This window comes from Peribacillus asahii, from assembly GCF_004006295.1.
GTDB lineage: Bacteria > Bacillota > Bacilli > Bacillales > DSM-1321 > Peribacillus > Peribacillus asahii_A.
Map to the genome: position 1 here is coordinate 1 of NZ_CP026095.1, position 12500 is coordinate 12500.

Here is a 12500-nt window from a genome sequence, read left to right on the forward strand (position 1 = left end):
GCAAACATAAACTGCGATTCCATATATTCGCTCCTTATTTAAAAAAATGAACGATTGAACAAACAGCTTTTCAAATTTAGTAGCAAAGGAGGGGGACACTTGGAAAACATCGATAGTCTTTGGGATCAAACCCTTATAAAAATCCAAAAAAAGATTAGTAAGCCTAGCTTTGAAACATGGTTAAAGGCTACAAAAGCTTATGCCTTGCAAGGAGACACTTTAACTATCACTGCTCCTAATGAATTTGCTCGTGATTGGCTCGAAGAACGTTATTCCAAGCTTATAGCCGGCATTTTATTAGAATTAACAGGGGAAGAACTTGAAGCTAAATTCATCATTCCACCAAACCATGATGAACCGAATGTTGCTCCTTCAACAAAAAAGGTGAAAAAACAAGAAGAAGATCAACATGATTTTTCGCAGCATATGCTTAACACTAAAAATACATTTGATACATTTGTTATTGGCTCTGGGAACCGCTTTGCCCATGCTGCGTCTTTAGCTGTTGCTGAAGCCCCGGCTAAAGCTTATAATCCCTTATTTATTTATGGAGGCGTAGGGCTTGGAAAAACCCATTTAATGCACGCAATAGGCCATTATGTATTAGAGCACAATCCGCAAGCCAAAGTAGTCTATTTATCATCTGAAAAGTTCACGAATGAATTCATTAATTCGATTCGGGACAATAAAGCTGGTGAATTCCGGGATAAATACCGAAGTGTTGATGTGTTATTAATAGATGATATTCAATTTCTAGCTGGAAAAGAATCTACTCAGGAAGAATTTTTCCATACATTTAATGCTCTTCATGAGGAAAGCAAGCAAATTGTAATTTCTAGTGATCGACCTCCTAAGGAAATCCCTACATTGGAAGATCGTTTGCGTTCACGCTTTGAATGGGGCTTAATTACAGACATTACCCCGCCTGATTTAGAAACTAGAATTGCTATTTTAAGAAAAAAAGCAAAAGCAGATGGTCTCGATATTCCAAATGAAGTGATGCTCTATATCGCAAACCAAATTGATTCTAATATTCGCGAACTAGAAGGAGCTTTAATACGTGTTGTTGCGTACTCATCGTTAATTAATAAAGATATTAATGCAGATTTGGCTGCAGAGGCGCTGAAGGATATCATTCCTAGCTCTAAACCAAGAATTATTACGATTCATGAAATCCAAAAAACAGTTGGTGAGCACTACAATGTAAAACTCGAGGATTTCAAAGCAAAAAAACGAACAAAATCTGTAGCATTTCCAAGGCAAATTGCTATGTATCTATCGCGTGAACTGACAGATTCCTCACTCCCTAAGATTGGAGATGAATTTGGAGGGCGCGACCATACAACTGTGATTCATGCTCATGAAAAAATTTCAAAGCTTTTACTCACAGATTCTCAGCTGCAGCATCAAATTAAAGAAATCCAAGATCAATTAAAAGTATAGTGCCCTTGTTTATAGTGTGAATAACTTGAACTGACTTACACACAGTCTGTCCACATGTGGATAGACTGTTTTTCCTTGGCTTTCTTACACTTATCCACATATTCACAGGACCTATTACTATTACTACTATATTTTTAACTAAATTAATTAATAATATATGCAAGTTAGTAAAAATATGACTGGAGGGGAACTTATGAAATTTATCATTCAACGAGATCGATTAGTTCATAGTGTTCAAGAAGTAATGAAAGCTGTTACATCTAGAACAACGATTCCGATTTTAACAGGGATTAAAATCAATACGACAACAGAGGGAATTACACTTACAGGAAGTGATTCTGATATTTCTATTCAATCTTTTATTCCGGCGGAGGAAGATGGGAATGAAATTGTCGAAGTACAAACAAGTGGTGATATTGTTTTAAATGCTCGTTTTTTTAGTGAAATTGTGAAGAAGTTACCAATGGATACTGTAGAAATTGAAGTTCAAACAAACTTTCAAACAATTATTCGTTCGGGAAAAGCAGAGTTTAATCTAAATGGCCTAGACCCAGAAGAATATCCACATCTGCCTATCATTGAAGAAGCCAATTTATTTAAATTGCCAACGGATCTTTTAAAAACATTAATTCGCCAAACTGTATTTGCAGTGTCCACCTCAGAAACACGCCCAATCTTGACAGGTGTAAACTTGAAGGTTGAAAATGATGAGTTGACATGTATTGCTACAGACAGTCACCGTTTGGCTATGAGAACAGCCAACATTGAAAGTAAAATCAATGGTACTTATAGTGTTGTTATTCCAGGAAAAAGCTTGAATGAACTAAGTAAAATTCTCGATGATACGAATGAATTAATCGAGATTGTTATTACAGAAAATCAAGTTCTGTTTAAAGCGAAAAATTTATTATTCTTCTCTAGATTACTAGAGGGGAATTATCCGGATACATCTCGACTTATTCCGACAGATAGTAAAACAGATGTGATTGTTAAAACGAAAGAGCTCTTACAAGCGATTGATCGAGCATCTTTATTGGCGAAAGAAAACCGCAATAATGTAGTCAAATTATTGACACATGACGGGGGAGTTATTGAAGTATCGTCTAATACCCCCGAAGTCGGTAAAGTGGTAGAGGAAATTGTTGCTGAAGCCATTGAAGGAGAAGAATTAAAAATCTCTTTTAGTGCAAAGTTTGTTATGGATGCATTAAAAGCATTAGAAGGTACAGATATTAAAATTAGTTTTACAGGAGCGATGCGTCCATTCGTTATTTGTCCACTTCATGATGATCGAATGCTGCAATTAATCCTTCCGGTTAGAACCTATTAGGGGAATATGCGGAGAAATAAAGACTTGATATTCAGGTCTTTATTTTTTTGTATGGCTCATGCAAAAAGTTCTGTTAGTCAAAATTTTGTCTTATTAACAGATATTTAGTAAAATAAAGTATTAGAAATTATTTTGAAATGAGTGAAAAATGGATGACAGAAATACAAATCAGTACGGAATATATTACATTGGGACAGTTTTTAAAGCTTGCTGATGTGATTCAAAGCGGCGGTATGGCGAAATGGTTCTTAAGTGAACATGAAGTATTTATTAATAATGAGCTCGATGTACGGAGAGGAAGAAAGTTAAGAGTGGGTGACAAAATCGAGATTCCCGAATTCGGTAGCTTTACGATTATCGGCTAATGCCGAAAGGAAGAGCAGATTATGTATATCGAAAACATTCATTTGAGAAATTACCGAAATTATGAAGAAGTTGAGCTTTCCTTTGAAAACAAAGTAAATGTCATTCTAGGGGAAAATGCTCAAGGGAAAACGAATGTCATGGAATCAATCTTTGTTTTGGCAATGGCAAAGTCCCATCGAACTTCAAATGACAAAGAACTCATTCGCTGGGACGAAGAATATGCTAAAATAGAAGGTAGAGTTAAAAAGCGAAATACATCCTTACCACTTGAATTGACCATTGCCAAAAAAGGAAAAAAGGCAAAAGTTAATCATATTGAACAACAGAAACTTAGCCAATATGTAGGCAGCATGAATGTGGTTATGTTTGCACCAGAAGATCTTCATTTAGTGAAGGGGAGCCCGCAAGTTCGACGTCGTTTTATTGATATGGAGATTGGTCAAATATCTCCTGTTTATCTTCATGATATGAGTCAATACCATAAAATTGTGCAACAACGAAATCACTATTTAAAATTGTTGCAAACGAAAAAACAAAGTGATACAACGATGCTCGACGTTTTAACAGAACAGTTTATTCAACATGCAGCGAAAATTGTCGAAAAAAGATATCAATTTTTAGCTGTTTTACAAGAATGGGCAAAACCAATCCATTCTGGTATATCAAGAAATTTAGAAGAATTGAAAATACAATATAAACCATCTCTTCATGTATTAGAAACTATGGATTTGTCGAAAATAATAGAAGTGTTTCAAGAAACATGTGATCGAATAAAGACAAAAGAAATAGACCGTGGAGTTACATTAGTGGGCCCTCATCGTGATGATCTTATTTTTTATGTCAATGATCGTGATGTGCAAACCTTTGGTTCACAAGGTCAGCAACGCACAACGGCTCTATCTTTAAAATTAGCAGAAATAGAACTCATTCATGCAGAAATAGGCGAATATCCAATTCTACTTTTAGATGACGTTTTATCAGAGCTGGATGACTACCGGCAATCTCATTTATTAAATACAATTCAAGGAAAAGTTCAAACATTTGTTACAACAACTTCTGTTGAAGGAATCGATCATCAAACGTTAAAAGACGCATCCACCTTTTTTGTGAAACAAGGAACGATTACAAAGGTAAAGTAAAGAGGTGAACTTATGTATCTTCATATCGGTGAAGACATTCTTGTAAAGACAGATGAAATTGTGACGATTTTAGATAAAAAGCTGCTCGAATCTTCCCCTATACTTGCAGAGTTTCTACAGCAAAAGGCAGATGTCACATTGCATTTAGCGAAGAATTCCATAAAGTCCATTGTTGTGACAACTAAGCATGTATATTACTCACCTCTTGCTTCAATGACTTTAAAAAAACGTTCGCAGCAACATTCAATTGTAGTAGATGAATAAGTAGACGGATCGCTTCTTTAGTTTAAAAAATGTTAAATGTGAATAGAAAAGTGTAGGTGATTTGAGATGACAATGGAACAAAGTGAACTACAACCTCAAGAATACGGTGCAGATCAAATACAAGTATTAGAAGGCTTAGAAGCTGTACGTAAACGTCCAGGGATGTATATCGGAAGTACGTCTTCAAAAGGTTTACACCACCTTGTTTGGGAAATTGTCGATAATAGTATCGATGAAGCACTCGCAGGTTTTTGTACAGAAATCCAGGTAAAAATTGAAGAAGATAATAGTATTACAGTCGTCGATAATGGACGAGGGATTCCCGTTGGTATACAAGAAAAGATGGGGCGCCCTGCTGTAGAAGTTATTTTAACTGTCCTTCATGCTGGAGGTAAATTTGGCGGCGGAGGTTATAAAGTATCTGGTGGATTGCATGGAGTAGGTGCTTCCGTTGTAAATGCCCTCTCTACATTATTGGAAGTATTTGTTCATATAGATGGAAATATTTATTACCAGCAATATAAGCGAGGCGTTCCACAAGCTGATTTACAAATTATCGGTGAAACAGATCGTACAGGAACGACTATTCACTTCGTACCAGATGGCGAAATCTTTAGAGAAACGTTGGAATATGAGTATGACACGTTAGCGACAAGAATTCGAGAGCTTGCCTTCTTAAATAAAGGGTTAAAGCTCGCTATTGAAGATAAACGCGGTGAAGGGAAGTCTAATGAGTACCATTATGAAGGTGGAATTAAATCGTATGTGGAGCATTTAAATCGTTCAAAGGAAGTGCTTCATGCAGAACCAATTTTCATGGAGGGCGAAAAAGACGGTATTTCCGTGGAAATAGCTCTTCAATACAATGAAAGCTATATTAGTAATGTATTCTCCTTTGCTAATAATATTCATACGTATGAAGGGGGAACTCATGAATCAGGCTTCAAAGCGGGGTTAACTCGTGTCATTAATGACTATGCACGTAAAAATGGTTTAATCAAGGAATCCGATGCTAATTTATCAGGTGAAGATGTTCGTGAAGGATTAACAGCTATTGTTTCTATTAAACACCCTGACCCACAATTTGAAGGGCAAACGAAAACGAAACTGGGTAACTCTGAAGTACGGTCTGTAGCAGACTCTATTCTATCTGAAAAGCTCGATGCCTTTATGTATGAAAATCCAGCTGTAGCTAGAAAAATCGTAGATAAAGGCTTGATGGCTGCGCGTGCTCGCCTTGCAGCGAAAAAGGCTCGTGAAATGACGAGAAGAAAAAATGCTTTAGAAGTTTCAAGTTTGCCTGGGAAATTGGCAGACTGTTCATCAAAAGATCCTGCCATTAGTGAATTATATATCGTAGAAGGAAACTCAGCGGGCGGATCCGCAAAACAGGGGCGTGATCGTCATTTCCAAGCGATTCTGCCTCTAAGAGGAAAAATTCTAAACGTAGAAAAAGCTCGTTTAGATCGCATTCTTTCCAATGCTGAAATCGGTACGATTATTACCGCACTGGGGACAGGGATTGGTGATGAATTTAATATTGAAAAAGCAAGATATCATAAGATTGTTATTATGACGGATGCCGATGTCGATGGTGCTCATATTCGTACTCTTATGCTAACCTTTTTCTACAGATATATGAGAAAAATTATTGAGTACGGCTATATTTATATTGCTCAACCACCATTATATAAAATTCAACAAGGTAAAAAAGTAGAATATGCTTATAATGACCGTCAGCTTGAGGAAATTATGGCAGGGTTACCAAGTACACCTAAACCTAATTTACAGCGTTATAAAGGGCTTGGTGAAATGAATCCAGAGCAGCTATGGGAAACGACAATGAACCCTGATACACGTACGCTATTACAAGTCAGTTTAAAAGATGCGATTGAAGCGGATGAAACTTTCGAAATGTTAATGGGGGATAAAGTAGAGCCGCGTCGTAACTTTATTGAGGAAAATGCCATTTACGTTAAAAATTTAGATATTTGATTGGACAACAGGATGATGGATTCATCCTGTTGTTTATATGACATCTCATTGATGAAATGAGATCAGAAGCTTTATATAGGAGGTTGGCTCCATGTCAGAACAAGAAAGATCCAATGTTAAAGAAATCAATATTAGTACCGAAATGCGGACTTCGTTTTTAGATTATGCAATGAGTGTTATTGTGTCACGAGCCTTACCTGATGTCAGAGATGGACTGAAACCCGTTCATCGGAGAATTTTGTATGCAATGAATGACCTTGGAATTACAGCAGATAAACCTTATAAGAAATCTGCTCGTATTGTTGGAGATGTTATTGGTAAGTACCATCCGCATGGTGATTCAGCTGTATATGAAACAATGGTACGTATGGCTCAACCATTTAACTACCGCCATATGCTTGTAGACGGCCATGGGAATTTCGGTTCTGTTGACGGCGACCAGGCAGCGGCCATGCGTTATACAGAAGCGAGAATGTCTAAAATTTCAATGGAACTCGTACGGGATTTGAATAAAGATACTATCGACTATCAGGACAACTATGATGGTTCTGAAAGAGAACCTGCTGTTATGCCGGCCCGTTTCCCTAATTTATTGGTAAATGGTTCATCAGGAATTGCCGTGGGAATGGCTACAAATATTCCACCGCATCAATTAGGAGAAGTCATCGATGGTGTTCTTGCTTTAAGTAAAAATCCTGATATTACAATTCAAGAGTTAATGGAGTATATTCCAGGTCCAGATTTCCCAACAGCCGGTTATATTTTAGGGCGTAGTGGAATTAGAAAGGCATATGAGACAGGCAGAGGTTCCATTGTCCAGCGAGCAAAAGTAGATATTGAAGTGAAACCTAATGGAAAACAAATGATTCTTGTGACTGAAATTCCGTATCAAGTAAATAAAGCGAGACTAATCGAAAAAATTGCTGATCTTGCTCGTGAGAAGAGAATTGAAGGGATTACAGACTTAAGGGATGAATCGGACCGAAATGGTATGCGTATCGTTATGGAAGTTCGGAAAGATGTGAATACGAGTGTTTTATTAAATAATTTATATAAACATACATCTATGCAAACGACATTCGGTATTAACCTTCTAGCTCTTGTAGATGGCCAGCCGAAAGTATTGAATTTAAAACAATGCTTATATTATTACTTAGAACATCAAAAAGTGGTTATTCGCCGTCGCACAGAGTTTGAACTACGGAAAGCGGAAGCTCGTGCTCATATTTTAGCGGGATTGCGAATTGCTCTCGATCACTTAGATGAAGTTATTGCTTTAATCCGTAGTTCGAAGACGACTGATATTGCGCGTGAAGGTTTGATGGAGAAGTTTTCACTTTCAGAAAAACAAGCGCAAGCAATCTTAGATATGCGTCTTCAGCGTTTAACCGGTTTAGAACGTGAAAAAATTGAAGAAGAATATCAAGCGATTATGGCTCTTATTGCAGAATTAAAAGCGATTTTAGCTGATGAAGAAAAAGTGCTAGAAATTATTCGTGAAGAGCTTCTTGAAATTAAAGAGCGTTTTAATGATACAAGACGTACGGAAATTTTACTAAGCGGCTTTGAGAGTTTAGAGGATGAAGACTTAATTCCGGAAGAAACTATTATTGTTACGTTAACGCACAATGGCTATATTAAACGTTTACCTGCTTCAACATATCGCAGTCAAAAACGCGGTGGCCGTGGTATTCAAGGAATGGGAACAAATGAAGATGACTTTGTAGAGCATCTTTTAACAACCTCAACACACGATACGCTGCTGTTCTTTACAAATAAAGGGAAGGTATATCGAGCTAAAGGCTATGAAATCCCAGAGTACGGAAGAACAGCAAAAGGTTTACCTTTGATCAACCTAATAGAGGTCGAGAAAGGGGAAACGGTTAATGCGATTATCCCAGTGAAGGAATTTGCGGATGATTGGTTCTTATTCTTTACAACGAAACATGGAATATCAAAACGAACTCCTTTATCTTCTTTTGCTCATATTCGTAACAATGGATTAATTGCATTAGGTTTACGAGAAGATGATGAGTTAATTTCTGTTCGTATGACAGATGGTAACAAACAAATTATCATTGGAACAAAAACAGGAATGATGATTCGTTTCCCAGAAAGCGATGTTCGTACGATGGGAAGAACAGCAGCGGGAGTTAAAGGAATTTCTCTACGTGCTGAAGATGAAGTCGTCGGTATGGAAATATTAGAAGAGCAAGAGGAAATCTTAATTGTTACGAAAAATGGATATGGAAAACGAACAGCTGAAGAAGAATATCGAATTCAAAGTCGTGGCGGTATAGGGATTAAAACATGTAACGTTACTGAGAAAAATGGTGAGCTTGTCTCTATTAAAACAGTAGTGCCTGGAGCGGAAGAAGATTTAATGCTTATTACGGCAGCGGGTGTTTTAATTCGAATGGCTGTTGAAGATATTTCAAAAACAGGTCGCAGCACACAAGGTGTAAAACTTATTCGTCTTGAAGAAGCAGAGAATGAATATGTATCTACCGTTGCAATTGTTGAACGTGAAGATGACAAAGAAGAAGATGATGAAGAGAATTCTTCTGAAATTGTGACAGAAGAAATTGACGGAGATGAGTGATAGAAAAGCCAGGCATAAAGCCTTGGCTTTTTTTAATTAGTTCTTCTATATGAAGTTCAGTTCATTATAAATTTCACGTAACAATAAAAGCGGTAAGAGTAAATGATGTTTCACGTGTAACATGATTTTTTAAACTAATCTATGAGATTTAGTGGTATATAATGTAAAATGATAGTTTTCTTAAAAAAAGCTTGCAATTGCTTTTAATACTAGTTATACTTATTTAAGTCGACAGGGAAATGAAAAAAGTTGTTGACATTATGATTTTTAGATGTTATGATATTAAAGTTGTTTCTTCAAAAGTAATAGATATCGTTCTTTGAAAACTGAACAAAACAAAGCGCCAACGTTATTTTTTAAGTGAGCACACACTATAAAAAAGTGCAACATGAGCAAGTCAAATTCTATCGGAGAGTTTGATCCTGGCTCAGGACGAACGCTGGCGGCGTGCCTAATACATGCAAGTCGAGCGAATCAATGGGAGCTTGCTCCCTGAGATTAGCGGCGGACGGGTGAGTAACACGTGGGTAACCTGCCTGTAAGACTGGGATAACTTCGGGAAACCGGAGCTAATACCGGATACTTTCTTTTCTCGCATGAGAGAAGATGGAAAGATGGTTTTGCTATCACTTACAGATGGACCCGCGGCGCATTAGCTAGTTGGTGAGGTAACGGCTCACCAAGGCGACGATGCGTAGCCGACCTGAGAGGGTGATCGGCCACACTGGGACTGAGACACGGCCCAGACTCCTACGGGAGGCAGCAGTAGGGAATCTTCCGCAATGGACGAAAGTCTGACGGAGCAACGCCGCGTGAGCGAAGAAGGCCTTCGGGTCGTAAAGCTCTGTTGTTAGGGAAGAACAAGTACGAGAGTAACTGCTCGTACCTTGACGGTACCTAACCAGAAAGCCACGGCTAACTACGTGCCAGCAGCCGCGGTAATACGTAGGTGGCAAGCGTTGTCCGGAATTATTGGGCGTAAAGCGCGCGCAGGCGGTCCTTTAAGTCTGATGTGAAAGCCCACGGCTCAACCGTGGAGGGTCATTGGAAACTGGGGGACTTGAGTGCAGAAGAGGAGAGTGGAATTCCACGTGTAGCGGTGAAATGCGTAGAGATGTGGAGGAACACCAGTGGCGAAGGCGACTCTCTGGTCTGTAACTGACGCTGAGGCGCGAAAGCGTGGGGAGCAAACAGGATTAGATACCCTGGTAGTCCACGCCGTAAACGATGAGTGCTAAGTGTTAGAGGGTTTCCGCCCTTTAGTGCTGCAGCTAACGCATTAAGCACTCCGCCTGGGGAGTACGGCCGCAAGGCTGAAACTCAAAGGAATTGACGGGGGCCCGCACAAGCGGTGGAGCATGTGGTTTAATTCGAAGCAACGCGAAGAACCTTACCAGGTCTTGACATCCTCTGCCAACCCTAGAGATAGGGCGTTCCCCTTCGGGGGACAGAGTGACAGGTGGTGCATGGTTGTCGTCAGCTCGTGTCGTGAGATGTTGGGTTAAGTCCCGCAACGAGCGCAACCCTTGATCTTAGTTGCCAGCATTCAGTTGGGCACTCTAAGGTGACTGCCGGTGACAAACCGGAGGAAGGTGGGGATGACGTCAAATCATCATGCCCCTTATGACCTGGGCTACACACGTGCTACAATGGATGGTACAAAGAGCTGCGAACCCGCGAGGGTAAGCGAATCTCATAAAGCCATTCTCAGTTCGGATTGTAGGCTGCAACTCGCCTACATGAAGCCGGAATCGCTAGTAATCGCGGATCAGCATGCCGCGGTGAATACGTTCCCGGGCCTTGTACACACCGCCCGTCACACCACGAGAGTTTGTAACACCCGAAGTCGGTGAGGTAACCTTTTGGAGCCAGCCGCCTAAGGTGGGATAGATGATTGGGGTGAAGTCGTAACAAGGTAGCCGTATCGGAAGGTGCGGCTGGATCACCTCCTTTCTAAGGAAACATGAAGAATCTCGGTTCTTCATTAAAGAGGCGCTTTTGTTTTGTTCAGTTTTGAATGAGTGATTCATTCTTAATAAGATAGTTATGTAAATGGGCCTATAGCTCAGCTGGTTAGAGCGCACGCCTGATAAGCGTGAGGTCGGTGGTTCGAGTCCACTTAGGCCCACCATTTACTTTTTGGGGCCTTAGCTCAGCTGGGAGAGCGCCTGCCTTGCACGCAGGAGGTCAGCGGTTCGATCCCGCTAGGCTCCACCAAATGATACTTGTTCTTTGAAAACTAGATAATAGATAGAAGGCAATATTTTTTGCGTCAATTTTCAAAACACCGAGTAAGATTTTTTGAATGGTTAAGTTAGAAAGGGCGCACGGTGGATGCCTTGGCACTAGGAGCCGATGAAGGACGGGACTAACACCGATATGCTTCGGGGAGCTGTAAGTAAGCTTTGATCCGGAGATTTCCGAATGGGGAAACCCACTGTTCGTAATGGAACAGTATCTTTACCTGAATACATAGGGTACTGAAGGCAGACCCGGGGAACTGAAACATCTAAGTACCCGGAGGAAGAGAAAGCAAACGCGATTTCCTGAGTAGCGGCGAGCGAAACGGAATTAGCCCAAACCAAGAGGCTTGCCTCTTGGGGTTGTAGGACACTCTACATGGAGTTACAAAGGAACGGGGTAAATGAAGAGATCTGGAAAGGTCCGTCAGAGAAGGTAAAAACCCTGTAGTTGAAACTTCGTTCCCTCCTGAGTGGATCCTGAGTACGGCGGGACACGTGAAATCCCGTCGGAAGCAGGGAGGACCATCTCCCAAGGCTAAATACTCCCTAGTGACCGATAGTGAACCAGTACCGTGAGGGAAAGGTGAAAAGCACCCCGGAAGGGGAGTGAAAGAGAACCTGAAACCGTGTGCCTACAAGTAGTCAGAGCCCGTTCATGGGTGATGGCGTGCCTTTTGTAGAATGAACCGGCGAGTTACGATTTCATGCAAGGTTAAGTTGATGAGACGGAGCCGCAGCGAAAGCGAGTCTGAATAGGGCGAATGAGTATGAGGTCGTAGACCCGAAACCAGGTGATCTACCCATGTCCAGGGTGAAGTTCAGGTAACACTGAATGGAGGCCCGAACCCACGCACGTTGAAAAGTGCGGGGATGAGGTGTGGGTAGCGGAGAAATTCCAATCGAACTTGGAGATAGCTGGTTCTCTCCGAAATAGCTTTAGGGCTAGCCTCGAGATTGAGAGTATTGGAGGTAGAGCACTGATTGGACTAGGGGCCCCCATCGGGTTACCGAATTCAGTCAAACTCCGAATGCCAAATACTTATACTCGGGAGTCAGACTGCGAGTGATAAGATCCGTAGTCAAAAGGGAAACAGCCCAGACCACCAGCTAAGGTCCCA

The 12500-nt window shown here is 40.3% G+C and carries 7 protein-coding genes, 2 tRNA genes and 2 rRNA genes (1 of these 11 running past the window's edge); all 11 read left to right on the plus strand.

Annotated features, from left to right (window positions below):
* Positions 1 to 99: 99 nt before the first annotated feature.
* Positions 100 to 1443 (plus strand): chromosomal replication initiator protein DnaA, encoded by a 1344-nt coding sequence (gene dnaA, locus BAOM_RS00005; protein ID WP_127758585.1) that lies wholly within the window; start codon positions 100 to 102, stop codon positions 1441 to 1443.
* 193 nt (positions 1444 to 1636) lie between these two features.
* Complete coding sequence (dnaN, locus tag BAOM_RS00010) at positions 1637 to 2773, plus strand: DNA polymerase III subunit beta (RefSeq protein ID WP_127758586.1); 1137 nt, start codon at positions 1637 to 1639, stop codon at positions 2771 to 2773.
* Between the two features lie 152 nt (positions 2774 to 2925).
* Positions 2926 to 3138, plus strand: a complete 213-nt coding sequence (gene yaaA / locus BAOM_RS00015; RefSeq protein WP_127758587.1) for a S4 domain-containing protein YaaA — start codon at positions 2926 to 2928, stop codon at positions 3136 to 3138.
* A gap of 21 nt (positions 3139 to 3159) precedes the next feature.
* On the plus strand, positions 3160 to 4278 hold the full coding sequence (gene recF / locus BAOM_RS00020; RefSeq protein WP_127758588.1) for a DNA replication/repair protein RecF: 1119 nt from the start codon (positions 3160 to 3162) through the stop codon (positions 4276 to 4278).
* A gap of 12 nt (positions 4279 to 4290) precedes the next feature.
* Positions 4291 to 4542 carry an extracellular matrix regulator RemB gene (remB, locus tag BAOM_RS00025; RefSeq protein WP_119118341.1) on the plus strand — a complete coding sequence of 84 codons (252 nt, stop codon included), beginning with the start codon at positions 4291 to 4293 and terminating at the stop codon, positions 4540 to 4542.
* Positions 4543 to 4614: 72 nt separating this feature from the next.
* Entirely contained in the window at positions 4615 to 6537 is a 1923-nt protein-coding gene (gene gyrB / locus BAOM_RS00030; RefSeq protein WP_127762390.1) for a DNA topoisomerase (ATP-hydrolyzing) subunit B, read from the plus strand.
* Positions 6538 to 6628: 91 nt separating this feature from the next.
* The gene (gene gyrA / locus BAOM_RS00035) at positions 6629 to 9139 is read left to right on the plus strand and encodes a DNA gyrase subunit A (RefSeq protein ID WP_127758589.1); all 2511 of its coding nucleotides are present in this window, start codon (positions 6629 to 6631) and stop codon (positions 9137 to 9139) included.
* A gap of 404 nt (positions 9140 to 9543) precedes the next feature.
* Positions 9544 to 11092, plus strand: a 16S ribosomal RNA gene (locus BAOM_RS00040).
* Positions 11093 to 11193: 101 nt separating this feature from the next.
* Positions 11194 to 11270: transfer RNA gene (locus tag BAOM_RS00045), tRNA-Ile, on the plus strand.
* 10 nt (positions 11271 to 11280) lie between these two features.
* Positions 11281 to 11356 (plus strand) — tRNA-Ala (locus BAOM_RS00050).
* A 90-nt stretch (positions 11357 to 11446) separates the two neighbouring features.
* Positions 11447 to 12500, plus strand: a 23S ribosomal RNA gene (locus BAOM_RS00055); it runs 1880 nt beyond the window's last position.
* The 16S and 23S rRNA genes sit together here with 2 tRNA genes alongside, the layout of an rRNA operon.

Excerpts from the sequence above, each read along its gene's own strand:
- recF (WP_127758588.1), top strand. The coding sequence starts at position 3,160 with ATGTATATCGAAAACATTCATTTGAGAAATTACCGAAATTATGAAGAA.
- gyrB (WP_127762390.1), top strand. The coding sequence starts at position 4,615 with ATGGAACAAAGTGAACTACAACCTCAAGAATACGGTGCAGATCAAATA.
- gyrA (WP_127758589.1), top strand. The coding sequence starts at position 6,629 with ATGTCAGAACAAGAAAGATCCAATGTTAAAGAAATCAATATTAGTACC.
- dnaN (WP_127758586.1), top strand. The coding sequence starts at position 1,637 with ATGAAATTTATCATTCAACGAGATCGATTAGTTCATAGTGTTCAAGAA.
- yaaA (WP_127758587.1), top strand. The coding sequence starts at position 2,926 with ATGACAGAAATACAAATCAGTACGGAATATATTACATTGGGACAGTTT.
- remB (WP_119118341.1), top strand. The coding sequence starts at position 4,291 with ATGTATCTTCATATCGGTGAAGACATTCTTGTAAAGACAGATGAAATT.